Annotated in this window: 23 protein-coding genes; 16 read left to right on the plus strand and 7 right to left on the minus strand. The window is 64.7% G+C overall.

Annotated features, from left to right (window positions below; all coding sequences use genetic code 11):
• Positions 1-115: 115 nt before the first annotated feature.
• Both aat and infA read left to right on the plus strand, forming a co-directional pair.
• A complete protein-coding gene (aat, locus tag XARJCFBP2528_RS17435; RefSeq protein ID WP_026064155.1) occupies positions 116-865 on the plus strand; it encodes a leucyl/phenylalanyl-tRNA--protein transferase in 750 nt (249 codons plus the stop codon).
• A gap of 80 nt (positions 866-945) precedes the next feature.
• Positions 946-1,164 carry a translation initiation factor IF-1 gene (gene infA, locus XARJCFBP2528_RS17440; protein ID WP_002813418.1) on the plus strand — a complete coding sequence of 73 codons (219 nt, stop codon included), beginning with the start codon at positions 946-948 and terminating at the stop codon, positions 1,162-1,164.
• 285 nt (positions 1,165-1,449) lie between these two features.
• Here infA and clpA read toward each other — a convergent pair whose 3' ends face one another.
• Both clpA and clpS read right to left on the minus strand, forming a co-directional pair.
• Positions 1,450-3,732: an ATP-dependent Clp protease ATP-binding subunit ClpA gene (gene clpA / locus XARJCFBP2528_RS17445; RefSeq protein ID WP_016901749.1), complete on the minus strand. Its 2,283-nt coding sequence runs from the start codon at positions 3,730-3,732 to the stop codon at positions 1,450-1,452.
• A gap of 142 nt (positions 3,733-3,874) precedes the next feature.
• Positions 3,875-4,195 (minus strand): ATP-dependent Clp protease adapter ClpS, encoded by a 321-nt coding sequence (gene clpS, locus XARJCFBP2528_RS17450; RefSeq protein WP_016901748.1) that lies wholly within the window; start codon positions 4,193-4,195, stop codon positions 3,875-3,877.
• Positions 4,196-4,445: 250 nt separating this feature from the next.
• Here clpS and XARJCFBP2528_RS17455 point away from each other — a divergent pair, with 250 nt between their 5' ends.
• From XARJCFBP2528_RS17455 to XARJCFBP2528_RS17475, 5 genes are all read left to right on the plus strand, one after another.
• The gene (locus XARJCFBP2528_RS17455) at positions 4,446-4,904 is read left to right on the plus strand and encodes an NUDIX hydrolase (protein WP_016901745.1); all 459 of its coding nucleotides are present in this window, start codon (positions 4,446-4,448) and stop codon (positions 4,902-4,904) included.
• The gene (gene mnmA, locus XARJCFBP2528_RS17460) at positions 4,901-6,037 is read left to right on the plus strand and encodes a tRNA 2-thiouridine(34) synthase MnmA (RefSeq protein WP_016901743.1); all 1,137 of its coding nucleotides are present in this window, start codon (positions 4,901-4,903) and stop codon (positions 6,035-6,037) included. Before XARJCFBP2528_RS17455 ends, mnmA begins: the two co-directional genes overlap by 4 nt.
• Positions 6,037-6,651, plus strand: a complete 615-nt coding sequence (gene hflD, locus XARJCFBP2528_RS17465) for a high frequency lysogenization protein HflD (protein WP_024940108.1) — start codon at positions 6,037-6,039, stop codon at positions 6,649-6,651. Before mnmA ends, hflD begins: the two co-directional genes overlap by 1 nt.
• A 60-nt stretch (positions 6,652-6,711) precedes the next feature.
• The gene (locus XARJCFBP2528_RS17470) at positions 6,712-7,989 is read left to right on the plus strand and encodes a methyl-accepting chemotaxis protein (RefSeq protein ID WP_026064154.1); all 1,278 of its coding nucleotides are present in this window, start codon (positions 6,712-6,714) and stop codon (positions 7,987-7,989) included.
• An 84-nt stretch (positions 7,990-8,073) separates the two neighbouring features.
• Complete coding sequence (locus tag XARJCFBP2528_RS17475) at positions 8,074-8,358, plus strand: hypothetical protein (protein WP_016901738.1); 285 nt, start codon at positions 8,074-8,076, stop codon at positions 8,356-8,358.
• Between the two features lie 899 nt (positions 8,359-9,257).
• Here XARJCFBP2528_RS17475 and XARJCFBP2528_RS17480 read toward each other — a convergent pair.
• On the minus strand, positions 9,258-12,044 hold the full coding sequence (locus tag XARJCFBP2528_RS17480; RefSeq protein WP_026064153.1) for a sensor domain-containing protein: 2,787 nt from the start codon (positions 12,042-12,044) through the stop codon (positions 9,258-9,260).
• Positions 12,045-12,164: 120 nt separating this feature from the next.
• On the opposite strand from XARJCFBP2528_RS17480, the gene XARJCFBP2528_RS17485 reads away from it, so the two are divergent.
• Complete coding sequence (locus XARJCFBP2528_RS17485) at positions 12,165-14,297, plus strand: sensor histidine kinase (RefSeq protein WP_026064152.1); 2,133 nt, start codon at positions 12,165-12,167, stop codon at positions 14,295-14,297.
• A 3-nt stretch (positions 14,298-14,300) separates the two neighbouring features.
• Positions 14,301-16,022 carry an EAL domain-containing protein gene (locus XARJCFBP2528_RS17490; protein WP_016901733.1) on the plus strand — a complete coding sequence of 574 codons (1,722 nt, stop codon included), beginning with the start codon at positions 14,301-14,303 and terminating at the stop codon, positions 16,020-16,022.
• A 141-nt stretch (positions 16,023-16,163) separates the two neighbouring features.
• On the opposite strand, the gene XARJCFBP2528_RS17495 is transcribed toward XARJCFBP2528_RS17490, so the two are convergent.
• From XARJCFBP2528_RS17495 to flgA, 4 genes are all read right to left on the minus strand, one after another.
• The gene (locus XARJCFBP2528_RS17495) at positions 16,164-17,390 is read right to left on the minus strand and encodes an ATP-binding protein (RefSeq protein WP_026064151.1); all 1,227 of its coding nucleotides are present in this window, start codon (positions 17,388-17,390) and stop codon (positions 16,164-16,166) included.
• A 153-nt stretch (positions 17,391-17,543) separates the two neighbouring features.
• Complete coding sequence (locus XARJCFBP2528_RS17500) at positions 17,544-17,876, minus strand: flagella protein (RefSeq protein ID WP_016901730.1); 333 nt, start codon at positions 17,874-17,876, stop codon at positions 17,544-17,546.
• Between the two features lie 15 nt (positions 17,877-17,891).
• Positions 17,892-18,203, minus strand: a complete 312-nt coding sequence (gene flgM, locus XARJCFBP2528_RS17505) for a flagellar biosynthesis anti-sigma factor FlgM (protein ID WP_016901729.1) — start codon at positions 18,201-18,203, stop codon at positions 17,892-17,894.
• 66 nt (positions 18,204-18,269) lie between these two features.
• Entirely contained in the window at positions 18,270-18,914 is a 645-nt protein-coding gene (gene flgA / locus XARJCFBP2528_RS17510) for a flagellar basal body P-ring formation chaperone FlgA (protein ID WP_016901728.1), read from the minus strand.
• A 305-nt stretch (positions 18,915-19,219) separates the two neighbouring features.
• On the opposite strand from flgA, the gene XARJCFBP2528_RS17515 reads away from it, so the two are divergent.
• The 7 genes from XARJCFBP2528_RS17515 (at position 19,220) to flgG (ending at position 25,863) form a co-directional block, all read left to right on the plus strand.
• Positions 19,220-20,164, plus strand: coding sequence for a chemotaxis protein CheV (locus XARJCFBP2528_RS17515; protein ID WP_016901727.1), 945 nt, complete (start codon positions 19,220-19,222; stop codon positions 20,162-20,164).
• Positions 20,165-20,513: 349 nt separating this feature from the next.
• Positions 20,514-20,915 carry a flagellar basal body rod protein FlgB gene (gene flgB / locus XARJCFBP2528_RS17520; RefSeq protein ID WP_024939612.1) on the plus strand — a complete coding sequence of 134 codons (402 nt, stop codon included), beginning with the start codon at positions 20,514-20,516 and terminating at the stop codon, positions 20,913-20,915.
• Between the two features lie 3 nt (positions 20,916-20,918).
• Positions 20,919-21,326 carry a flagellar basal body rod protein FlgC gene (gene flgC / locus XARJCFBP2528_RS17525; protein ID WP_005914451.1) on the plus strand — a complete coding sequence of 136 codons (408 nt, stop codon included), beginning with the start codon at positions 20,919-20,921 and terminating at the stop codon, positions 21,324-21,326.
• Positions 21,327-21,363: 37 nt separating this feature from the next.
• Complete coding sequence (locus XARJCFBP2528_RS17530; RefSeq protein ID WP_016901725.1) at positions 21,364-22,035, plus strand: flagellar hook assembly protein FlgD; 672 nt, start codon at positions 21,364-21,366, stop codon at positions 22,033-22,035.
• A 31-nt stretch (positions 22,036-22,066) separates the two neighbouring features.
• The gene (gene flgE, locus XARJCFBP2528_RS17535) at positions 22,067-23,290 is read left to right on the plus strand and encodes a flagellar hook protein FlgE (protein ID WP_016901724.1); all 1,224 of its coding nucleotides are present in this window, start codon (positions 22,067-22,069) and stop codon (positions 23,288-23,290) included.
• A gap of 150 nt (positions 23,291-23,440) precedes the next feature.
• A complete protein-coding gene (flgF, locus tag XARJCFBP2528_RS17540) occupies positions 23,441-24,196 on the plus strand; it encodes a flagellar basal-body rod protein FlgF (RefSeq protein WP_005921307.1) in 756 nt (251 codons plus the stop codon).
• 881 nt (positions 24,197-25,077) lie between these two features.
• A complete protein-coding gene (gene flgG / locus XARJCFBP2528_RS17545; RefSeq protein ID WP_016901723.1) occupies positions 25,078-25,863 on the plus strand; it encodes a flagellar basal-body rod protein FlgG in 786 nt (261 codons plus the stop codon).
• Positions 25,864-25,876 lie beyond the last annotated feature (13 nt).

Here is a 25,876-nt window from a genome sequence, read left to right on the forward strand (position 1 = left end):
CGCGGTGCGTTTGGGTACATTCCGCAGAGCATGTCGACCACACCCGCGAACCGTTGCGTGCCGGCATGGTCTTCGCCCTGGGTGCAGCATGTACGACACGCTCTACACTGCGCGCATGTCCCGCGCCCTTCCCTACCTGCTGGCGGCCGATCCGGCCGCACCGTTTCCGCCGGCCGAGTCCGCGTTGCGCGAGCCGGACGGCCTGCTCGCCATCGGTGGCGATCTGTCGCCGCAGCGGTTGCTCAATGCGTATGCGCACGGCGTATTCCCGTGGTTCTCCGACGACCAGCCGATCCTGTGGTGGAGCCCGGATCCGCGCACGGTCTTTCGCACCGATGCCGTGCATCTGTCCTCGCGCTTTCGGCGCGAGCTACGCAGCAGCACCTGGACCGTGCGTGCCGACACTGCCTTTGCGCAGGTGATCGACGCCTGCGCATCGCTACCGCGCGCAGGCCAGCACGGCACCTGGATTACCACGCCGATGCAGCAGGCCTACATCGAACTGCACCGCCTGGGCCACGCGCACTCGCTGGAAGTGTTCGATGGTGCGCGCTTGGTTGGCGGCATCTACGGTGTGGCGATCGGCCAGATGTTTTTCGGCGAAAGCATGTTCAGTGCCGAAAGCGGCGGCTCGAAGGTGGCGCTGGCAGCGCTCGCTGAGTATCTGCATGGCTGCGGATGGCCGCTGATCGATGCGCAGGTGGAAAACCCCCATCTGATGCGGCTGGGCGCGCAGCGCCTGCCACGCGCGCAGTTCCTGCAGCAGGTGCGGCGACAGGTCACCCAACCTGCGCTGCCCGGCAACTGGTCCGAGCGCTACGCCGAGCGGCCTGCCAGCGCGCTCGCTGAAGTCCGCTTAACATAAAATTTGCACCGGGGGGAGATGGAGCGTAAAATGCTGTCCCTTACGGCCCTCCCGGGCCAGCCGTGATTGCACAGGATTACATGTCGAAAGACGACTCCATTGAATTCGAAGGCAGCGTCAGCGAGACGCTCCCCAACACCACGTTCCGGGTCAAGCTGGAAAACGGGCATGAAATCATCGCCCATATCTCCGGCCGTATGCGCAAGAACTACATCCGCATCCTGACCGGCGACCGGGTCAAAGTTGAGATGACTCCCTACGACCTGACCAAGGGTCGTATTACCTACCGCATGAAGTAAGCGGTTCTGGTGTGAGACGTGAGGCGGCCACTGGCCGCTTTTTGTCGTGGCCGAGATTTGCGCATCTAAGTGGCAGCTGTGATCGGGCGGTGTCGGCTTGCTCCTGTCTCCACCTCCAGCGCTTGCGCCTGATCGCTACATCGCCAAAGGTACGGAAGCGCGCTATCGCTGCTCCTCGCGAGCCGCCATCGCCGCTCCGCTTCTACGCCCCCTCGGGCCACAAGTTCTGAGGCATAAAAAAACCGCTCTTTCGAGCGGTTTTTTCGTTTCAGGACCGCAAGGCGATCAGTCGACCGTTGCCGGCAGCAGACGCTCCGGTTCCGGGTGCGCTTCCACCACCAGCTCGCCATCCTTGACGTCGATATTGACCCGGCCGCCTTCCACCAGCTTGCCGAACAACAGTTCGTCGGCCAGTGGGCGCTTGATCTTCTCCTGGATCACGCGCGACATCGGGCGCGCGCCCATCAATGGATCGAAGCCGTGCTGGGCCAGCCAGTCGCGCGCAGTCGGGGTGGCGGACAGCGAGACGTGCTTTTCTTGCAACAGCATTTCCAGCTCGATGATGAACTTGTCCACCACCCGCAGGATGTGGTCGAAGCCCAGCGGCTGGAACTGCACGATCGCATCCAGGCGGTTGCGGAACTCGGGCGTGAACCCGCGGCGGATCGACTCCATCGCATCGGTGGAGTGATCCTGCTTGGTAAAGCCGATCGACCGCCGCGACGCCTGGGTGGCACCGGCATTGGTCGTCATCACCAGGATCACGTTCTTGAAGTTCGCCTCACGCCCGTTGGTGTCGGTGAGGATGCCGCGATCCATGACCTGCAACAGGATGTTGAAGATGTCCGGATGCGCCTTCTCCACCTCATCCAGCAGCAGCACGCAGTGCGGCGTTTTGACGATTTTCTCGGTCAACAGACCGCCCTGATCGAAGCCCACATAACCCGGAGGCGCACCGATCAGACGGCTGATCGAATGCGCTTCCATGTACTCGGACATGTCGAAGCGCACCAGTTCGATCCCCAGCTGCAACGCAAGCTGCTTGGTGACCTCGGTCTTGCCGACGCCGGTGGGGCCGGCGAACAGGAAGTTGCCGATCGGCTTTTCCGGATTGGCCAGGCCCGAGCGCGCCAGCTTGATCGAACCGGCCAGCGTCTCGATTGCCGGGTTCTGCCCGAAGATCACCATCTTCAGGTTGCGCTCCAGATGCTGCAGCACATCCTTGTCGGTCGCGCTGACCTGCTTGGCCGGAATCCGCGCCATTTTGGCGACGATGGTCTCGATCTCCTCGATATCGATCAGTTCCTTGCGCTTGCCTTCCGGCAGCAGACGCTGACGCGCACCGGCCTCGTCGATCACATCGATCGCCTTGTCCGGCAGCAGGCGGTCACCGATGTGCTTGACCGACAGGTCTACGGCCGCCTGTAGCGCGTCATCGGCATAGGTCACGCCGTGATGCGCCTCGTACTTGGGCTTGAGGCCCTGCAGGATTTCGAAGGTCTCGCCCACGGTCGGCTCGACGATGTCGATCTTCTGGAAGCGACGTGCCAGTGCACGGTCCTTTTCAAAGATGCCGCGGTATTCCTGGAACGTGGTCGAGCCGATGCAGCGCAGCTCGCCCGACGACAGCGCCGGCTTGATCAGATTGGACGCATCCATGGTGCCACCCGACGCCGATCCGGCACCGATGATGGTATGGATCTCGTCGATGAACAGCACCGCGTTGGGCACCTTCTTCAGCGCCGCCAGCACGCCCTTGAGGCGCTTTTCGAAGTCGCCGCGGTACTTGGTGCCGGCCACCAGCGCGCCCAGGTCCAGCGAGAAGATCACTGCATCGGCCAGTACCTCCGGCACGTCGTTGTCGACGATGCGCTTGGCCAGACCTTCGGCGATCGCGGTCTTGCCCACGCCGGCCTCGCCTACGTACAGCGGATTGTTCTTGCGGCGGCGGCACAGCACCTGGATGGTGCGCTCGATTTCGTCGCCACGGCCGACCAACGGGTCAATCTTGCCGTTGCGGGCCTGCTCGTTGAGATTGGTGGCGAACTCGGCCAGCGCATCGCCTTTGGCCTCGCCCTCCCCGCCCTCGCTCTTGGGCTCGCCATCGGAGGCGGACGGCTGCTCGCCGTCTTCACCCAGCTTGGCGATGCCATGGGAGAGGTAGTTGACGATATCCAGACGGGTGATGTCCTGCTGGTTCAGGAAGTACACCGCGTGCGAATCCTTCTCGCCGAAGATCGCGACCAGCACGTTGGCGCCGGTGACTTCCTTCTTGCCCGAGGATTGCACGTGATAGACCGCACGCTGCAGCACACGCTGGAAGCCCAGGGTGGGCTGGGTGTCGCGGCCATCGTCTTCGGCCAGGCGCGAGACCGAGGCCTCGATCGCCTGCTCCAGATCGTTGTGCAAACGCACCTGGTCGGCACCGCAGGCCTTGAGGACGGCCTGGGCGGACGGGTTGTCCAGCAGCGAGAGCAGCAGGTGCTCGACGGTCATGAACTCATGACGCGCCTCGCGTGCTCGCTTGTAGCACTGGCCGATGGTTTGCTCTAGGTCTTTGCTGAACATTGGTAACTCCGAACGGCTGTTGCCAACAATATGCGGCTTTTGTTGGGATTTACCACAACCCTATCGGATAGGCATGTTCAGACGGCGTTAGCATGTGATTGCAGCCACAGTGTTGCGCTGCTGGAATGATCGGATTGACGCCTCAGGTCTGTTCCATCGTGCACAGCAGCGGGTGCTGGTTCATGCGCGAAAATTCATTGACCTGCGCCACCTTGGACTCGGCAACTTCGCGGCTGTAGACCCCGCAGACGCCGCGTCCACGGGTGTGGACATGCAGCATGACCTGGGTGGCCCGCTCCAGATCGAGATTGAAAAACTGCTGCAGCACCGTCACCACGAAGTCCATCGGGGTGTAGTCGTCGTTCAGCAAAAGCACCTGATAACGCGGCGGTGGCGCCACTTCAGGCTTGCTGGCTTCGACGGTGAGGCCGTGATCGTGTTCGTGTGAGGTCTTACGAGGCATCCGGGCATTATACGGTTCATCGCCGCACGCATTGGACGATTTACGCCGCGCCCCGCACAATTTGTCTCCGATTCCATGGCTGGCCCTTGATGACCGATTCCCTGACCGCGCGGTTGCTGGCGCCGTCGTTCACTGCCGACTTGTCCAGCTCCGTGCACCTTGCCGGGTCGCAGCGCCGCTTAACCCGGCTTCAAACCGTACGGTTCGCCGCTAGCGCGAGCGCGGCCCCGATCACGCAGGACCCGCAGCGATGAGCGCTTCCGACCAACGCTGGCATCCGGATGTCACCGTGGCCACCGTGGTGGTGCGCGATGGGCGCTTCCTGCAGGTGGAAGAGACCATCGGCGGCAAGCTGTTGTTGAACCAGCCTGCCGGGCACCTGGAACCAGACGAGAGCCTGCTCGATGCGGCGGTGCGCGAGACGCTGGAAGAGACCGGCTGGGATGTCCGCCTGACCCACTTCATCGGCACCTATCAGTGGGTCGCCCCGACTGGCCAGTGCTTCCTGCGGTTCGCGTTTGTGGCCGAGGCCGTGACCCACCATCCCGAGCGCAGCCTGGATACCGGCGTGGTGCGTGCGTTGTGGATGACGCCGGACGAATTGCGCAGCGCGACCGAGCGCCTGCGCAGCCCGCTGGTGTGGGAGGTGGTGGCCGACTATCTGGCCGGCCAGCGCCATCCCTTGGCCTTGGTGCGGCACGTCGCATGAGTACGCCGCGGATCGTTGTCGGTGTCTCCGGCGGTGTGGATTCGTCGGTGGCGGCCTGGCGGCTGGCCCAGCAGGGCGAGTCGATCGCCGGGCTGTTCATGCAGAACTGGGCCGACGACGGCAGCGGCGATTGCCGCGCCGAGGACGACCGCCGCGATGCGGTGGCGGTGTGCGGGGTGCTGGACATCCCGTTCCATTTCCGCGATTTTTCCGGCGAATACTGGAGCGGCGTGTTCGAGCACTTCCTGGCCGAATACGCGGCCGGGCGCACGCCGAATCCGGACGTGCTGTGCAACCGCGAGGTCAAGTTCAAGCATTTTCTGGATGCTGCCCAGGCGCTGGGCGCCGAGCGCATCGCCACCGGCCACTATGCGCGAGTGGCGCACAGCGGCGGGCGCTGGCGCCTGCTGCGCGGCGCCGACCGCAGCAAGGACCAGAGCTATTTCCTGCATCAGCTGGGACAGACGCAACTGGCCGCGACGCTGTTTCCGATCGGCGATATGGAAAAAAGCACGCTGCGCCGGGTCGCCCAGGACGCAGGTCTGCCGACCCATGCCAAGAAGGATTCCACCGGCATCTGCTTCATCGGCGAACGCGATTTCCGCGAGTTTCTGGGCCGTTACCTGCCCGCGCGCAGCGGCGAGATCCGCGACCCGCAGGGGCAGCGCATCGCCGAGCATCCGGGGGTGTTCTATTTCACCCTGGGTCAGCGCGAAGGCCTGAACATCGGTGGCGTGCGTGGGCGTGCCGCCGCGCCGTGGTACGTGGTCGGCAAGGATGTGGCGAGCAACGTGCTGTATGTGGACCAGGACCGCGACAGCCCGCTGCTGCAATCGCGCTGGCTGCAGTCCGAGCAGGCCCATTGGGTCACCGGGGCGCCGCCGGCGCGCGGCTTCGGCTGCACCGCACAGACGCGTTACCGGCAGCCCGACGAGCCGTGCACGGTGGAGGTGCAGGACGATGGCAGCGTGCAGGTGCGTTTCGAGCGGCCGCAGCGGGCGGTGACGCCCGGGCAGTCGCTGGTGCTGTACGACGGCGAGGAATGCCTGGGCGGCGCAGTCATCGCCGCTACCGATGCGCCGCTGGAACGCCAACTGGCAGGATCTTCTTTTTCACCTGAGGTAGTGGCTTGATGAGTTCTTCCATGGATCACCGCGTGCTGGCGCTTGCCGGCGTCGCCCAGGCCCTGCAACAGGTGCGGCGGATCGCCGAAACCGGGCATTCGGAGGCTGCGACGGTGCGTACCGCCATGGACAGCGTGTTCCGGGTGGATGCGTCCTCGCCGGAGGCTGTGTACGGCTCGCCAGCGGACCTGGCGCCGGGCCTGCGGCTGTTGCACAACTATTTCCACAACCAGGGCCAGGACGAGGTCCTGCCGCGGCTGGCGCTGGCAGTGCTGCAGCTGGAGCGCCGCTTCGTGCGCGACACCGCCACCGTCGCCACGGTCTCCAATGGCATCGAGGCAGCGGCGCGGCAGGCACACAGCCTGGGCGACAGCGGCCACCCTGACGTGCTGAGTTCGCTGGGCGGGCTGTATGCGCAGACCATCAGCCACCTGCGCCCCAAGGTCATGGTACAGGGCAATCCGCATTACCTGGGCCAGGCCGGCGTGGTTGCGGAAATCCGCGCACTGCTGCTGGCCGCGGTCCGCTCGGCCGTGTTGTGGCGGCAGATGGGTGGCAGCCTGTGGGATTTCCTGTTTGCCAAGCGCGCAATGATCGAGGCGGTGGACCGCGCGCTGCGCTAAACCACTGACGATCCCGGTGTGCTACACGCGCTGGCGGTCGCTGGCGCGTGTCAACAAAGCTTGAACGGGCGAGACGATGTGGCGATCGTCGCTAAAGACAAAGGGGGTACGGCCGATACAGCAACCGTGACTCTGCCGAGAACGCCCATGTATTCACGTCCACTTATCCGTCTGGCCGCCCCTTTGGCCCTGACCTTGCTGTTTCCCTTCGCTGTCGGATTCGACTGGCCCGCTTCGGTGCGCTGGGCGATCCTGGCGACCATGACGCTCAGCTGGCTCGGTTTCGCTGCCTGGGTGACCTACTCCCAGTTCCGGCGTAATCCGGACCAGACCCGCATCCTGCGCGAGCAGGACCAACTGCTCAACGAACTGCGTACGTTCGTCAGCAACGAAGTCGACGGTTCGCGCTCGGAAGTCGAGCGTGCCCGCGAACTGATCCGTCAGGCCGTGTCCGGTCTTGGTGGCAGCTTCGAAGCGATGAACCGCAAGTCGCGTCAGCAAAGCCAGGCACTGGCACGCATCGTCGACCGTGCCGGTGACGATGGCAGCGCCGGCGTCGACGTCGCTCGCTTCGCCCAGCACGCCAGCTCCCGCATGGAGCAGTTGGTGGAAGCGCTGGAACAGGTGAGCGGACAAAGTACCAACACGGTGCATCACATCGATGAGATGGCGCAGCACCTGGATGGCATCTTCGCGCTGCTGGAAGACGTCAAGTCGATCGCCGACCAGACCAACCTGCTGGCCTTGAACGCCGCCATCGAAGCAGCACGTGCCGGTGAAGCCGGTCGTGGCTTCGCAGTGGTCGCCGACGAGGTGCGCAATCTGTCCGAGCGTTCCACCACCTTCAACGAACAGATCCGCAAGCTGGCGCACAGCTCCAAGGAATCGATCGCCAAGGTGCGTGAAACGGTCTCGCAGCTGGCCTCGCGCCACATGGATCGTTCCCGCGAAGCCCGCCATGAATCGGCGGCGATGCTGGAGAATGTCGCTCAGATCAACGCCTCGTTGGGCGATGGCATGCGCGAAATTTCCGAGTGCGCTCGCTCCATCGACGGTAGCGTGGCCGAAGCGGTGCGTGCCCTGCAGTTCGAGGACATCGCCACGCAGACGCTGAGCGGCATCCACACCCACCTCGATCGCCTCACCGCGATCAACCGTGAAGCGGTGGCGCTGCAGGAACTGCTGCATCGCAATGGCGGCGTGTACGACAGCGATCTGGTCGCCGCGCTGCAGAAGGTGTCCACCCGCCTGCGCGATATGCGCGTGGAATGGGAGCGCCCGCCGCACAAGCCGGTGGCGCAGCAAGGCATGGGTGCCGGCACGGTCGAGTTGTTCTAAGACCGATGCCACGCACCATCTGACCCCGACATTCCCCGGCCTCCCCGGGGATTTGTCGTTCCGCAACAACCTGGTATTCCGCTGATGACGCTCCTTGCCCCGCCCACCGATGCACCCACCGCCGTGCTGGAATCAGCCGCGCTGGCGGCTGCACACGCCCAGCGCATTGCGCAAAGCGACGCTGCCCGGCCTGCGCTGCGCAGCGTGCGCATGCCGGCCGCGCTGGAACGGCTGGAGCGTGCCGCCCGTGCGGAAGTGCAGGCAATGCAGAACCCGCGCCGCAGCTGCAGCGAAGAAGAACTGCTGTTCGCGACCGTGGCCTGGGACCTGGGGCTGGATGGCGCCGCTGTCGACGTATCCGGAAGCTGACGTTTTTGTGCGACAGCGGGGCGTGCCTCGGCAGGCGCCCCGCTGGCTGTATTCACTGCCCGACCTATGGCGTTTGTGCATCAGGCCGTGCTACCCGGCGTGGCTCCGAACACGCAATGCCGTGCGATTGCAGCACCAGGGTGAGGTCTCCCCTGCTCGTCTGCTCGACGACTTCTACGACACCACGTCGGGTGTAGAGCGCCTAGCTCTGTAGCTTGGCTGCAGGGCCCTTGCCTGCCTACAGTCGCTGGTCACGCCCTGAACCCTTTCCTGAAGTCTCATAAGCGGAATCCATGCCGCACAAGGTCCCACGATGGGGAGCGGACCGCGCCGGCAAGACGCTACTTCTGCTCAGAATCGCGGCGTGTACCTTTTCGGTCGTCTGGCGGGTGATGGATAAGGTGTAGAGCACCCAGCTTTGCAGGTGGCTGCAGGGCCCTTGTCCGCCCACCATCGCAGGACACGCCGCAAGTACGTCCATGTAGGCTCTTACGCGGCATCCATGCCGCGTAAGGTCCCGCGACGGTGGGCGGACAAGGACCTGTCGAGATTGTCGGTATGTGTGGTTGCAAGCAGAGCACGAGGTGCATTGTTCGGATCACCTTGCGTCCGAAAATCTTCCTCACGCAAGCCGAATAACAGTCAGGCGATGGACTTCTCAAAGTCTCAAGACCCTGCAATAAGTATGTTTTTTATCTGGCCACCGACCAACTCTGTGGTGCGCGACCCTTGCCGGTTGCTGGCTCCTTGGCGGCATGGACGCCGCCAGGGAGCCTCCATGGACGGATTCACGGCGTGTCCCGCAAGTAGCGAGGGCATCGCGCCCTCGACTCACTGAGCTTTTGACCGGCGCATTTCAACAGCCGGGCGGGCGACGCCGGGCGCTGCGACAGCTTGCGTCAGCTGGCGATGACCAGGCGCGCGCCTAGGCGCATGCCGGCTTCGGCTTCGCGCAACCACTGCGCCATGTCGCGCGGCGACAGCGGCCGCGAATAGAAGTAGCCCTGGATTTCGTCACAGCCCTGCTGGCGCAGCAATGCGTCTTCCTGCACCGTTTCCACGCCTTCGGCGACCACCTGCATGCCCAGCGCGTGGCCCAGATGCACGATGGCCTGGGTCACTTCGGCGGTGTTGGCGTCGTCGAGCATGCCTTGCACGAAGCTGCGGTCGATCTTCAGACGCTGCACCGGGAAGCGGTTGAGGTAATGCAGGTTGGAGAAACCGGTACCGAAGTCGTCCACCGCCAACAGCACACCATTCTGTTCGAACAGCTCGAAGCAGCGGCGCAGCGAGTCGGAATCGCGGATCAAGGCCGATTCGGTCAATTCCAGTTCCAGGCGCGATGGCGACCAGCCGTTGTCGCGGCAGATTTCCAGTACGCGCTCGGCAAAGCCGCGCTCGCGCAGCTGCACCGCAGAGACATTGACCGCGATGCGGCTGAAATTGAGTCCGGCGCGATCCCAGACCACGGCCTGGCGGCAGGCCTCGCCGATCACCCATTCGCCCAGGCGCACGATCTCGCCACACTCCTCGGCAATCGGAATGAACTCGACCGGGCTGCACTGGCCATGGCCGGGACGATTCCAGCGCATCAGCGCTTCGATCGCCGGCGAGGATTCACCCACCGTGTTGACCAGCGGCTGATAGACCAGGCTGAATTCTTCGCGTTCCAGCGCACCTTGCAGCGCGTGTTCCAGCTCCAGGCGGCGCTGTGCACGCATCAGCACGTCCTGGCTGTAGTAATGGCAGGTGTTGCGGCCCGATTCCTTGGCTGCATACATCGCCGCATCGGCGGCGCGCAGCAGGCTGTCGAAATCCGACAGGCCCTCGCCCTGCAGCGCGATACCGATGCTGGCACCGAGCTTGAGGGTGACGTGGTCCTTGCGCAGCGGCTCGCCGAGCGCGCTGATCAGCTTGCGCGCTACGTGGCCGGCGTCTTCCGGTTCGGAGAGATCGCGCAGCAGCACGATGAATTCGTCGTCGCTGAAGCGGCCGAACAGGTCGCTGTTGCGCAGATGCTGGTGCAGGCGTGCGGAGGCCAGTTTGAGCAGATTGTCGCCGGTGGCATGACCGAACGAATCGTTGATGCTCTTGAAGCCATCCAGATCGATCAGCAGCATTGCCAGCACCTGGCCGCGCTCGTGCGCTTCGCGGATCGCGTTCTCTGCCTGCTCGCGCAGCAGGAAGCGGTTGGGCAGACCGGTCAGGCGATCGTAGTGGGCCAGCAGCTCGATGCGCTCGTTGGCTTCGCGCTCGCGGGTGACGTCGCGGAACAAGGCGACGAAACGCGGCGGCAGGCCTTCGCGACGGTCCAGCTCGATCAGCACCTGTACCCAGATCCGCTGGCCGGAGTTGCGGTAGAAACACAGCTCCAGCTGTTCGGGCAGGCCGCCATCGGAGATACGCAGCAGCGCCGCCTCGAAGGCGTCGCGCGAGTCCTGCGTGTACAGCGACAGCGCCTGCTCCAGGGTGATGTTTTCCTTGCGCAGGCCGTGGATGCGGTAGCACTCCTCGGTCCACTGCATGCGCCGGGTGTCGACCTCGATCTCGCAGCCGCCGATCTTGCCCAACGCAGACACGCGGTTGAGCAGCTCGGTGCGCCAGCGGATCAATGCATCGGTCTGGCGCTGCTCGGTGACGTTCTGCAACTGGCCGAGCAGACGCACCATGCTGCCGTTGCCATCGAACACCGGCTGCGCCCAGACCCGCAGGTGATGCGGATTGACGTCGCCAAGCCCATTGATTTCCAGCTCGAAATGCACCGGCAGGCCTTCGTGCTTGATCTTGCGCCAGGCGCTGCGCAGATGCGCAACCGACGGCCGGCCCAGCAGGCGCAGGATGTCGCGAATGCCCTGCAGGCGCTGCTGGCTCACGCCGAGCTGTTGCAGGAAATCCGGCGACACCCACAGCGCGTCCTTGAGCGTGTCCCAGCTCCAGCTGCCCATGCTGGCGATACGCTGGGCCTCTTCGAGCTGGGCCTGCTGCTCGCGCAGCTGCTGCTCGAGCAACTTGTGGTGGTGCACATCGGTATGCGTGCCGACCATGCGCAGCGGGCGGCCGTCGGCGGTCCGCGACACTACGCGGCCGCGATCCAGGATCCAGCGCCACTGGCCGTCGTGCTGACGCAGACGGAATTCGGCGGTATAGGTATCGGTACGGCCGTCCAGGTGCGCCTGCACGGCAGCACTGACCAGCGCATGGTCGTCGGGATGGATCAGCCCGGACAACGCGGTGAGATTGTTCGGCAGCGGCTGCTCGGAATAACCGAGCATGCGGGTCCAGCGCTCGGAGCGATAGACCACATCGGCCGGAATGTCCCAGTCCCACAGACCGTGATCGGCGCTGTCCAGGCCCATTTCCCAGCGGCTGGTACCGTCGGCACCCATCGGCTCGGGAATGCTCAGGGTGAAGGCCATGACCTGGCCGTGTTCGTCGCTGACCGCGCGCAGCCAGCCTTCCAGACGCCCGCCACCGGTACCCGGCAGCACGCAGGCGGCCATGCCGCCGCTATTGGCCACCTGGACGCGACTGCTTTCCAGGACTTCGGCATAGGCGCCAAGGGTGGCCGGCAATCCCAGCGATTGCGCAACGCGGTTGGCCGCCAGAGGCTGGCCATGCGCATCCAACAACACCACCGCCGAGGTCAGCGGGTGCTGCAGCATGCTTGCAATGACGCCTGAGTCCACTCTGGAACACTCCGAAGAATCGACCCCGGCCTTCGGAGTCGCAATGGATAACGGCCGTTTCCTGGATTAGTTGAGGCGCGTGTTTCGGGCCCGACCGAACCGGGACGAGTTGCGGCTAAGATGGTTGCATCGCCAGCACCAAAGGTCGTCCGCGGACCCATGCCTCATCCTGTCGCCGCGCCCGCGTTTTCGTCCGCTCCCGTGTCCCGTCTTCGCCTCGCCGAGCGCCTGCAACAAGGTCTGTGGACCCTGACCGGTCTGTATTTGCTGGTCGGCGTGATCTGGCTGCTGCTGGGCAACCGGCTGCTGCACCTGGCCGGCGCCGCCATGCCCGAGCGCTGGTCGGACGCCAGCTTCCTGCTGGTGTCGAGCGTGGTGATCCACCTGGTGCTGCGCCGTTTCGTGGCGCTGATCGTGGAAGAGCACGCGCAACTGGCGCAATCGGAGGCGGTGCTGCAGGCCAAGTTCCTGGCCCTGCCCAGCCCGGCGCTGATCTACGACCTGGCCACGCTGCGCATCCTGGATGCCAACCCGGCAGCGCTGGAATTCTTCGGCTGGGAGCGCGACGAATTCCTGCAGCAGACGCTGCAGGCGATCTGGCCCAACGCCGACGGCGCGCGCCTGGAAGAGATCATCGCCCAGATCCGCGCCAAGGGCGACGCCACCTGCACCCTGCACGAGGATCTGCTGACCCGCAGCGGCCCGCGTCATGTCGAGATCCGCAGCAACCAGCTGCATCTGGCCAGCGGCCCTGCCCACCTGGTGGTCACCGTGGACCGCAGCGAGGAACGCCAGGCACAGCATCTGCGCGACGAGGCGCTGCAGCGGCTGGAAGAAGCACAGAGCATCGCGCGGCTCGGCTCATGGCAGCTGGATCGCGCGACCGGATTGGGGCGCTACTCGCCGGCGGTGTACCGCCTGCTCGGCCGCAGCGTGCCGATGCATCGGCGCGAGCATCGGCTGGAAGAACTGTTGACCGCCTCGGACACCGCCACCCAGGCGCGGATCGAGCGCATGATCGAGGACATGTGCACCGGTGGCGAAGTGCAGATCGACGTGCTGCTGCCGCTGACCGGCGGCGATTCGCAGCCGCGCACGGTGCATCTGCGCGCCGAAAGCGTCACCAACCCGAACGGCGCGCGGCATATCCATGGCACGCTGCAGGACGTCAGCGAGCGCGAGCAGTCGCGCCGCTTGCTGCGCGAGCGCGAGGAGCAGTTCCGCGAGCTGGTCAGGGTGCTGCCCGATGGCGTGCTGATCCTGGCCGACGAGCACGTGATGTATGCCAATGCCGCCGGGTCGGTGCAGTTCGGTTTCCAGGGCGAAACCATCCTGGGCGAGCCGTTGCAGACGCTGGTCGGCGACAGCGACCTGCCGGTGGTGCGCGAGTACCTGCGCGCGGGCAGCGATCGCAACGAGCCGGTATCCAGCGCACGGGCGATGCGCCGTCGCGATGGCAGCACCTTCTATGCCGGCCTGTCGGCCGGCGATATCCGCTATGGCGGACGCAGCTGCAAGTTGCTGGTGGTACGCGACCTGAGCGAACCCGAACGCATGCGCGATGCGCTGGCCGAGAGCAACGCCGAGTTGCAGGCGATGGCCAAGCGCCTGTTCTCGCTGCAGGAGGACGAACGCCGCGCGATCTCGCGCGATCTGCACGACGACATCGGCCAGGCGATCACGGCAATGAAGCTGTCCGCGCATGCGGCGCTGGACGAGCCCGATCCTGACGCGCGCCGCGAAGACCTGCTGGAAGTGGTGTCGCTGGCCGACAGCACCGTGACCAAGCTGCGCAACCTGTCGATGCTGTTGCGTCCGCCGCAGCTGGATGCGCTGGGCCTGGAGGCGGCGCTGCGCTGGCAGGCCTCGATGCTGTTTCGCGCATCGCCGGTGCGGCTGGAGCTGGATATCCAGGCACTGGACGTGCGCCCGGGCAACGAGATCGAGCAGGCGTGCTTCCGGATTGCGCAGGAAAGCCTGACCAACGCGCTGCGCCACGCCTGCGCCGGCGAAGTGCACATGCGGCTGTACTCGATCGACAGCGAGAGCTTTCGCCTGGAAGTCAGCGACGACGGCGATGGCTTCGAGCCGGAAGGCCCGCGTGGGCTCGGGCTGATCGTGATGCGTGAGCGTGCGCAAACCGTCGGCGGCGCGCTCGCGATAGAATCAGCACCCGGAGCAGGCACGCGCGTGACGTTGCGCCTGCCCTATCACCCGGTCGGCGAGCCCGTCCACGACGATGGTGGACGTTAAGTCATGTGGAGTCCCGTAATCCCGCCCGGACTGGAAATCGTCAAACCCACCCGCCTGGGCGCGGGCAATCCCGAACTGCTGCATCTGGTGGACGCTGCCGCATCCGGCGGCCCGCCGTTGATGGTGTTCCACATCGATATCGATCACTTCGCCTCGATCAACGAGAACATGAGTGCCGAAGTCGGCGATCAGGCGCTGACGCTGGTGGCGCGCCGGCTGCAGGATTTTCTCGGCACGCGCGGCAAGTTGTGGCGTCACGGCAGCGATGAAATGGTGGTGGTGGCGGTGCGTCGCGAAGACACCCCGCTGCCGGAGGATTTTGCCGAAGAGATCCGCCAGCAGCTGGAACTGCCGCTGTCGGTGCTGCCGTACACCTTGTTCATGACCGGCAAGGTCGGCATCAGCCTGTGCCCGGAACACTCGACCTCGCTGTCGATCCTGCTCGACTACGCCGAAGAAGCCAGCTACCAGGCCGCACGCGAGGGCGGCAACACGGTGCGGCTGTACACGCGCAACTCGACCACCAATGCGCATAGCGAAAGCATCATTGCGCGGCAGATCGTCGATGCGATCCCGCATGGCGAACTGCGGCTGCGCTACCAGCCGCTGGTGAGCGCGCGCGACGGCCGCATCGTCGGCATGGAAGCGCTGCTGCGCTGGCAGTCGCCTACCCTGGGCATGCTGGTGCCGGAACGCTTCATGCGCACCGCCGAGCGCCTGGGGGTGATCGTGCAGATCGGCGAATGGGTGCTGCAGAACGCGGTGCGCCAGGCGCGGCTGTGGCGCGACCAGGGCTTCGACGATTTCAGCATCGCGGTCAACGTGTCCACGCTGCAGCTGTTGCGCCCGGGTTTCTTCAACGAAGTGATGGCGATGCTGCAGACCGCCGGCGTGCCGGCGCAGTTCGTCACGCTGGAGATCAACGAAAGCGCGTTGACCAACAACGTCAACTTCGTCCACGAGACGATGGCCAACCTGCGCAACGAAGGCATCAGTCTGAGCCTGGACAACTTCGGCACCGGCGATTCCAGCCTGAGCGCGCTGGTGCGCTATCCGGTGGACCGGCTGAAGATCGATCGCAGCTTCATCAAGAGCGCGCCGGCCGGCAGCCGCGAGGCGGCGATTGCGCGCGCGATCATCGCGATGGGCCACCAGCTCGGCATGACGGTGATCGCCAACGGCGTGGAATCGCAGGCGCAACTGGGCTTTTTGCGGCGCAACGATTGCGACATTTTCCAGGGCTATCTGTTCGGCGAACCGATGTCGGCCGAGTCGGCCGGCATGGCGCTACGCCGCCGCTACCTGCGCCCGGAATCGTTTGCCGAAAGTCGCCCCGACCGCACCCTGCTGCTGCTGGACGACGAAGAAAACGTGTTGCGCTCGCTGGTGCGGTTGTTCCGCCGCGATGGCTACCGGATCCTGGCCGCCGGCAATGTGCGCGACGCCTTCGACCTGCTGGCTACCAACGACGTGCAGGTGATCCTGTCCGACCAGCGCATGAGCGACATGAGCGGCACCGAGTTCCTGGGCCGGGTCAAGATGCTCTACCCCGACACCGTGCGCCTGGTGCTCTCCGGCTACACGGACCTTGCCACCGTGACCGAGGCGATCAACCGCGGCGCGATCTACCGCTTTCTGACCAAACCCTGGAACGACGACGAACTGCGCGAGCACATTCGTCAGGCCTTCCGCACGCACGATGAGTTGCGTAACGGCCGGGAGTAGGGAATCGGGAATGGAGAATCGGTAGAGCAGATCTCTACCGCCTGATTCTCCGCGTGCCAAATCGTGCCTCAAAACCAAAGCACCAGCGCACGCCGCTCTACCGATTCCCTACTCCCGATTCCCCATTCCCAGCGCGAAGCGCTACCGCGGCTGCCGCACCGGCAACACGATGCGGAAACTGGCCCCCTGCCCTGGCGTGCTTTCGACGTCGATGCGGCCGTGGTGCTTGTTGATGATGCCGTAGGAGATCGACAGGCCCAGGCCGGTGCCGCTGCCGACCGGCTTGGTGGTGAAGAACGGGTCGAAAATGCGTTGCAGCAGGTCCGGGGCGATGCCCGCGCCGCTGTCCTGGAACTGGATCCAGACGTTGTCGGCCTCGTCGCGGCCGGTGGTGACGGTGATCGTGCCGCGCTCGACGATCGCCTGACCGGCGTTGAGCAGCATGTTCATGTAGACCTGGTTGAGCTCGGACGGCAGGCATTCCACCAGCGGCAGCTCGGCGTAATTGCGCTCCAGCGTGACCTTGTACTTGAGCTCGTTCCAGATGATGTTGATCGTCGACTCGAGCCCGGCATGCAGGTCGACCATCTTCCACGACTCGGAACGGTCCGAGTACGAGAAATCCTTGAGGTCGCGCACGATGCGGGTAACCCGCTCGATGCCTTCGCGCGACTCGGCCATCAACTGCGGCAGATCGCGGCTGATGAAGTCGATGTCGGCGCGGTTGCGGATCTCGTCGATCTCCGGAATCAGCGCCTTCGGATCCGGCGCCTGCAGTGCGCGCTCATAGGCTTCGATCAGCGTGAACAGGCTGCGCAGGTATTCCTGCAGGCTGCCGAGATTGGAGTGCACGTAACCGATCGGATTGTTGATTTCGTGCGCCACGCCGGCGGCCAGCTGGCCGATGGAGGCCATCTTTTCCGACTGCAGCAGCTTGTCCTGCGCGCCGTTCAAACGCAGATAGGCCTGGCGCAGTTCGGCATGGCGCTGCTGCAGCTCGCGCTCGTAATCCTGCTGGCCTTCGATGTTGTGGAACAGCACCAGGAAATGCCCGACGCCCTGCTCCTCGTTGTAGTACAGATGCGCGATGACCACCCGATCAGCCACCGGCAGGCTGCCGGTCCAGCTGCCCTTGCTGCGCGCTTGGTTCAGCGCATCCGACGGCAGCACCTGCGAGATCCGCTCGCCGAGATTGCGGTCGTCGGCAGGATCTTCCTTGCACAGGCTCTGGCGTGCGACGGCGTTGGCGAGGATCAGCTGCCCGTCTGCGCGGAACAGCAGCACACCCTCGAGCATCTGGTCGCCGAACGCGCGCAGCATGGTCGAGGATGGTAGTAAGGCTTGATTGAGAAAAAACTTGGCAGTCACGGGACAAGGGGGGCGTAGAGGACGCTTCAATATACGCCGAACCGCCCAGGCCTCGTATTGCGCGGGGCCACGTTACTGTACGCCTGGCAGCTCAACGCTGCACTGCTTGCACTTGGCCCAGCCTGCGCGTGCGCTCGGGCACGCTGCGGTGCTTCAGGCCACTGCCAGCGAACGACCGCCGCGCAGCACGCTCGATTGGCCCTTGGCGTCGTAGGACGGCGCACTCTCGGTGCGGCCCAGATGACGCAGTGCCCAGTTCACTTCGCGGCGCCGGCGTGCCAGCAGCGCGCCGTTGGCGCGATTGGCTTCGGCCAGTTCGCGCAGCCGCCCTTCTTCGCCCTGGGGCATTGCCGCTTCCAGCGCGCGCAGTGCCGACAGCTTGTCCTGCGTATGGCGCATCAACCCATCGATGTCGTTCTCGAGTAATGCCTGGCGTTCGCCGGCCAGCGCATCGCTGAGACGTTGCAGGAACTCGTTCACGTTCATCCTTTGGGTCGGGGATTAGCCCGCCAGTTGCTGATTCAGATCCATCATGCGGCTGGCGATGGCATCCGGGTTGATGGAGTAGCTGCCGTTCTGCAACGCATCCTTCACTGCCTGGACGCGACCGGTGTCGATCGCCGAGGACTGCGACAGCGTGCGCTGCAGGTTCTGCAGGTTGGTCGCCTCACCGGTCAGCTTGACGCTGTCGGTCGGCGGCAATGCGGCGATCGGGGACGCGCGATCTTCGCCGGCCGAAGCGATCTTGCTGCTCGTGGCCGCGGTGCGAAGGGTTGCAGCGGTCGGTAGATTGCCTTCGATTTTCTGGCTCATGTCGGGAACTCCTCTACAGGTCGTAGGGGATAACGGCATGCCAAAAAAAAACTTTATAGCGATTTTCTATCTGGACACCACAACGGTCCCGCTCGCTTCGACGATCCCCTGCACCACCCGGCGCGAAGAGGAATTCTCCACCGAGACCCGCTCGTTCTCGCCGGCATCGGACAGCGCGCGACCGCTCATGCGCACCTCCAGCCCGCCGTTGCGCGACACCAGCGGCACGGTGTCGCCGCGCCGGACCAGCCGCTGCGTGACCAGATCGTTGGCCGACAGCAGCGAGCCGGCCGGCAGGACGCGCCGGGCGGTCTTGCCCACCGCCGCCACCGGATCGGCCAGCACCGCACCGACGATGCGCGCGGCATCGCGCTTCTCGATACTGATATCGGCCAGCGAAATGACTTCTCCAGCGCTGATGCCGCGGCGCAACACCAATACGTCCTGATTGCGGCGCACCTTCAGCGGTACGAACAGGCGCCAGCCGGCCGGCTGCGGGCAGGCCACTTCCACCGTATTGGTGCCGGTCGGCTGCGCCTGCAGCGCGATCGGACAGGCCGGCATGCGCAAGCCCGGATCGAGCGTGGCCTCGGCCTCGGCATCCGGGCCAACGGTGGCCAGCGCCGCAGCGCGGATGGAATCGACAGACTGATAGCTCTGGGCCCAGGCCGGAGCGGCAGCCAACAAGATGACAAGCAGGAGCAGGCGCATGGGACCAGATCCGGAGGGAGACGGAACAGGCAGTGCAAGAGGCGTGCCTGTTTTTTGAATCGGGATTCGGGATTCGGGAATGGGGAATCGGCCGGGGGCCGAGCCCTGGTCGGTCTTCGTTGATGATGTGCGATTTGCTTAGTGAACACCTTAGGTACGTCACAGAACGGTCCTTCGCCTCGGGCTTGCTGCAAAAAGCCCTCCGCTTTTGCGATTCCCCATTTCCGACTCCCGATTCCCGACAGCGCCCCACACCAAACTTAAAACCGCTCAAGTTTTCCGAGGGCGCTGTCGATATCTGCCCCATGACCCACGATCTGCTCAACCGCATCGACCAGCGCACGCGTCTGGCTGGCCACAACCGACTGGCCCTGCTGCTGTTCCGGCTGGGCGGGCGCCAGCTTTTTGGCGTCAACGTGTTCAAGGTGCAGGAGGTGCTGCGCCGCCCGGAGCTGTTCCAGGTGCCCGGCCTGCCGACCGAGTTCGCCGGCGTGGCCGACGTGCGCGGGCGCTCGGTGCCGGTGCTGGACTTAGGGCTGGCGATCGGCCACCCGGAGCGCGACGCGCACTCGGAAAACGGCCCCGGCTATCTGGTGGTGGCTGAATTCAACCGCTCGGTCCAGGGCTTTCTGGTCAGCGGCGTGGAGCGCATCGTCAATATTGCGGTGGAAGATATCCATCCGCCGCCGGAACTGGGCGCCGAAGCCACTTATTTGACGGCGGTGACGCGCTTCCAGGGCGAGTTGATCCAGGTCATCGACGTGGAAAGCGTGCTCGCCGACATCGCCAAGGTCAGCAAGGACGTGCAGCTGGATCCCTCGCTGCAGCTGGTTGCCTACGACCGGCAGTTCCAGGTACTGGTGGTGGACGACTCGCGCGTGGCGCGTCAGCAGATCCGCAGCGTACTCGACCAGCTCGGCGTCTCGGCAACTTTGTTGTCCGACGGCCGCCAGGCGCTGGACCACCTCCTGCAGGTGGCTGCATCAGGCGAGAATCCGGCCGACCGCTATGCGATGGTCATCTCCGACATCGAAATGCCGGCCATGGATGGCTACACGCTGACGACGGAAATCCGGCGCACGCCGGGCCTGCAAGGCCTCTACGTGCTGCTGCACACTTCGCTGTCGGGCGTGTTCAACAACGCCATGGTCGAACAGGTGGGCGCCAACGCCTTCGTGGCCAAGTACAGCGCCCACGAATTGGCCGATTACGTGCTGGCGCGCCTGAAAGTGGTCGCCGAAGCGGCCTGAGCAGCCCAGGCGGCTTCCGGGTCGGAGCCGATGGCAGCCACAGGATGCTACGCCGGGCTTCCAGGAGCCCGGCAACATTGAAGTCGGGGCGGTGTGCGTCAGCTCGCTTTTAAACTGACATCTGCGAAGGCCGGACGTCGCCGGGCAGCCCTGTCGTCATGCCGAACCTTCCGGCCTGGCATTCCTGATTGAAGCAGCGCCGCGACGGATACGAAGTCCATCGCGTTCCCGGGACGGCCAAGCTGCCGTTCGTCGGCAGCTCCGATCACTCTCCGCGTTCCGCGGCCCGCACCACCTCGATTGGCACAAACATTGCTTTCTCCCTGGTAACACTTCGCGGGAGAGCACCGTGTCCAATTCCATCTCGTCCTTTCTAGGCATCCACGGCGATGCTCTGCCGCTACGCGAGCAGCGCATGAAGCTCATTGCCAGCAACCTGAGCAATGTGGATACCCCTGGCTACAAGGCAAAGGATCTGAATTTCGAGGCGGCGCTCAAATCGGCCGAAGGCGTGCGCGACGGCACCCTGCTGCAGACCACCGACGCCAAGCATTACGAGATCGGCAGCAGTGCCGGGCTCAACCCGTTCCAGATCACCCGCGAATCCGACCAGCCAAGCCTGGACGGCAATACCGTCGATCCCGATGCCGAACGTGCTGCCTACGGCCGCGCCGCGCTGGAATACCGCGCCTCGCTGAGCTTCCTCGAATCCAAGGTGCGCTCGATGCTCACCGCGATCACCGGCCAATAAGTCATGAGCAATCTACCCATCTTCGATGTGGCCGGCTCGGCGCTGCACGCGCAGTCGGTCCGCTTGAGCACCATCGCCTCCAACCTGGCCAATGCCGACTCCGTCGCTGGCTCGGCCGAGGCGACCTACAAGCCGATCGAGCCGATCTTCCAGGCCCAGCAAAGTCGCCAGGACCCCAGTCTGACCTCGGTGAACGTCAAGGAGATCACCACCACCAACGCGCCGCCGATCCGTCGCTACGAGCCCGGCCATCCGCTGGCCGATGCCGATGGCTACGTGTTCTCGCCGGACGTGGACCCGGTCTCGCAGATGGTCAACATGATCTCGGCCTCGCGCAACTACCAGGCCGGCGTGGAAATGCTCAACACCGCCAAGGAACTGGCGCTCGCCACCCTGACCATGGGTCGCTGACCCTCCTAGCTGACCCTTCCCTTACGGACCCTTTCACATGAGCACAATCGGTAGTGACCTCTACACCAGCCTCGGGCTGACCTCCAGCAGCGCCACAGCGACCAAGAAGAAGGAGGAATCGCTCGGCCAGGCCGACTTCCTCAAGTTGATGACCGAGCAGCTGCAGCACCAGGACCCGCTCAAACCAATGGAAAACAGCGCGTTTCTGGGCCAGCTGGCGCAGTTCTCCACCGTGCAGGGCATCGGCGACCTCAATACCAAGGTCAGCAGCTTCTCGGCAGCGCAGAGCAGCGATCAGGTGCTCAAGGGCGCCTCGCTGGTCGGGCACAACGTGCTGGTGCCCTCCGCACAGCTCGCCATCGATGCCACCAATTCGGCCAAGGGCGTGGTCGCCGCGACCTCGGCCGGCACCGTCAATTTCGAAATCACCGATGCCAACGGCGCCTTCGTCAAACAGCTCAGCGTGCCGGCCAGCGCCGCCGGTGAAGTGTCGTTTGCCTGGGACGGCACCGATGCCAACGGCAACCGCATGGCCGCCGGCAAGTACGGCGTGACCGCCACCCAGACCGACACCGCCGGTTCCAAAAGCAAGTTATCCACCTATGTCGACGCGCCGGTGGACAGCGTCACGATCGGCTCGGACGGCCTGTATCTCAACCTGACCGGGCTAGGCACTTCCCCGCTCGCCAACGTGCTCCGCGTCAGCTGAGCCGGCAACCGACACTTAAAGGACCTCATCCATGGCTTTCAATACCTCGTTGTCCGGCATCAACGCAGCCAATGCCGATCTGAACGTCACCTCCAACAACATCGCCAACGTCAACACGACCGGTTTCAAGGAATCGCGTGCCGAGTTTGCCGACATGTTCCAGAGCACCAGCTACGGCCTGTCGCGCAACGCGGTGGGTTCGGGCGTGCGCGTCAGCAATGTGGCGCAGCAGTTCTCGCAGGGCAATATCGATCCGACCGGGCGCAGCCTGGACCTGGCGGTCTCCGGCGAGGGTTTCTTCACCGTGACCTCCAACGGCGCCAAGATGTACACCCGCGCCGGCAACTTCCAGACCGATGCCAACGGCTACGTGATCAATCCGCAGGGCGCGCGCCTGCAGGTCTTCGCCCCCAACCCGAGCGGCAACGGCTTCGACGTCGGCCGCCTGTCGGACCTGCAGCTGCTGACCACCGACAGCCCGCCCAAGTCGACCTCCACGGTCAATCTGGCCTTCACCCTGCCCGGCAATGCCACCGCCCCGTCGGTGACCCCGTTCAGCCCGGCCGACGACAAGACCTACAGCCACTCCACCGGCGGCATCAACGTCTACGATTCGCTGGGCGTCAGCCATGTGCAGACCTCCTACTTCGTCAAGACTGCCAACCCGAACGAGTGGCAGGTGCACAACTACGTGGACGGTGCCGCGGTCGGCGCGCCCACCACGCTGCAGTTCTCCGATACCGGCGCGCTGACCACCCCGGCCAACGGCATCATCACGATGGACCCGTTCACCCCAAGCACCGGCGCCGGCGTGCTGAACATGCAGCTCAACGTCAGCGGCTCGACCCAGTACGGTGAAGCCTTCGCGCTGCGTGATACCCGCCAGGACGGCTATGCCAGCGGCAAGCTCAACGAGATCAGCATCGACACCAGCGGCGTGGTGTTCGCGCGCTACTCCAACGGCGCCGACAAGCCGCTGGGCCAGGTCGCCCTGAGTACCTTCGTCAACCCGCAGGGCCTGCAGTCGCAGGGCAACAACATGTGGGCCGAAAGCTACACCTCCGGCGCCGCCCGCACCGGCGCGCCGGACACCTCGGACCTGGGCCAGATCGAATCCGGCTCGCTGGAATCCTCCACGGTGGACCTGACCGAGCAGCTGGTGAACATGATCGTGGCCCAGCGCAACTTCCAGGCCAACTCGCAGATGATCTCGACCCAGGATCAGGTCACGCAGACGATCATCAATATTCGTTAACGGCTGGGAATCGGGATTGGGGAATAGGGAATCGTAAGAGCTGGCATTGCGTGTATCGGATGCCGGCCTTGCCCCCCTCTTCCAGTCTCCAGCAATCCCGCCTTTGCGATTCCCGATTCCCGACTCTCCATTCCCCAATCCCGGTGCCTCATGGACAAAGCTCTCTACGTTGCGATGACCGGTGCCCGCGCCTCCCTGCAGGCGCAGGGCACCGTGTCGCACAATCTCGCCAACGTCGATACGGTGGGGTTCAAGGCTGCGTTGGCCAATACCGAGGCGTTCAAGATCCAGGGCAAGGGCTATCCGTCGCGGATCGATGCGCTGCATGTGGACCAGGGCTTCGACCGCAGCCAGGGCCACCAGAAAGTCACCGGCAACCCGCTGGACGTGTCGCTGCAGCAGGACCGCTGGCTGGCGGTGCAGTCGCCCGACGGCAGCGAGGCCTACACCCGCAACGGCGAGCTGGCACTCACCGCCAATGGCCAGCTGGTCACCGCCAATGGCCATGCGGTGCTGGATGAGGGCGGCAACCCGATGACGATCCCGCCGCACCAGGCGATGGAGATCGGCAGCGACGGCAGCATCTCGATCATTCCGCAGGGCGAAGGCCCGCAGACCATGGCCATCGTCGGCAAGATGAAGGTGGTCGACGCCCCCGCCGACCGTTTGACGCGGCGCCCGGACGGGCTGATGCGTAACACCAGCACCGACCCGGCGCAGGCGTTTGCGGTGGCCACCGGCAAGACCATCAACAGCGGCATGCTGGAGGGCAGCAACGTGGACGCCGCCGGCGCGCTGGTGGAGATGATCCAGCTGCAGCGTCAGTTCGAAATGCAGGTCAAGATCATCAAGAATGGCGACGACAACGCGCAGTCGGCCAATTCGCTGCTGCGGGTCAGCGGCTAAGCGTCACTGGCGCCCATTGACGCACCGCCGGTTGGCTTGCCGCGCTGCCGAGCACCTGGATGGCGGCCGCCCGGGGGGCGTGGCTCGCGAGCGAAGTGACATGTCGTTTGACTCTGACTCCTGCGGTCTCGCAGGTGGTTTGTACGCGGTTGACGCTGACTACCGATGGTTTGTCGGCCAGGTGTGTGCGGTTGGCAATGCTGTTGATCTGGGCATTCGCTGTAGAGCGGCTGGTTTGTGATTTGGCTGCAGGGCCCTTGCCCGCCCACCCTCGCAGGACACGCCGCAAGTACATCCTTGTAGGCTCTTACGCGGCATCCATGCCGCGTAAGGTCCCGCGACGGTGGGCGGGCAAGGACCAGTCGAGAAGGTCGGCGTGCATGGTGCAAACAATGCCTGACGTGGGTTGCTTGGATAACGGCGCTTCCAATGATCTTCTCAATGCAAGCCGAGCAATGGACAAGCTTTAAGAAAGCAACCTTCAAACTCTCTGGTGCGGTGGCCTCGCCGATTGCGGGACCGTGTGGCGGCATGGATGCCGCCACCGAGCCTACATGGACGTACTTGCGGCGTGTCCCGCGGGCGGTGAGGACACCGCGCGCTCCCAAGAACCCTTCCGCACGCAGCGCCGAGTGTTCACACCTCGCCGAACACATCGCTGACCGGCGACCGATCTACCGCGCCTGATCTGCCGCGCAGGCTTCCACTGCTTAGGCCTAGCCGCTGCCTTCCTGTCGCCAGCCTGCCCCGCGCAGGCAGTCGCGCCCGCTTCGCGTGATCCAGTGCACAGCCGGCAAAAATCCGACGCGGGTTTGGCACGGCACGTGCATATACCCACCCGTACCCGGAACACATCCCCGGGTCTAACGAGGAATCGGGTCATGAATCAGGCTTTGTGGGTCGCCAAAACCGGACTGGATGCGCAGCAGACGCGCATGTCGGTCATTTCCAACAACCTGGCCAATACCAATACCACCGGCTTCAAGCGCGATCGTGCGGCGTTCGAAGACCTGTTGTACCAACAGGTGCGTGCGCCGGGCGGTTCCACCTCCGCGCAGACGCAGCTGCCGACCGGCCTGCAGCTGGGTACCGGCGTGCGGGTGGTCTCCACCTTCAAGGGCTTCGACCAGGGCAGCCAGCAGCAGACCGGCCGCGCGCTCGACGTGATGGTCAACGGCCGCGGCTTTTTCGAAGTGCAGATGCCTGACGGCACCTCGGCCTATACCCGCGACGGCACCTTCCAGATCAATGCGCAGGGCGAGCTGGTCACCAACAGCGGCTACCCGCTGCAGCCGGGCATCCAGATCCCCGAAGGCGCGCAGTCGCTGACCATCGGCAACGACGGCACCATCAGCGTGACGCTGGCCGGCCAGGCCGCCGCGCAGGAAATCGGCGCGTTGACGCTGACCGACTTCATCAACCCCTCGGGCCTGCAGTCCAAGGGCGAGAACCTGTTCGTCGAAACCACCGCCTCCGGCCCTGCGCAGAACGGCACCCCCGGCCTCAACGGCCTGGGCAACACCGTGCAGGGCGCGCTGGAAGGCAGCAACGTCAACACGGTGGAAGAACTGGTGAGCATGATCGAAACGCAGCGCGCCTACGAAATGAATGCCAAGGCGATCTCCACCACCGACTCGATGCTCGGTTACTTGAACAACAACGTCTGATCGGCCCGCCGGT

This window comes from Xanthomonas arboricola pv. juglandis (assembly GCF_001013475.1).
GTDB lineage: Bacteria > Pseudomonadota > Gammaproteobacteria > Xanthomonadales > Xanthomonadaceae > Xanthomonas > Xanthomonas arboricola.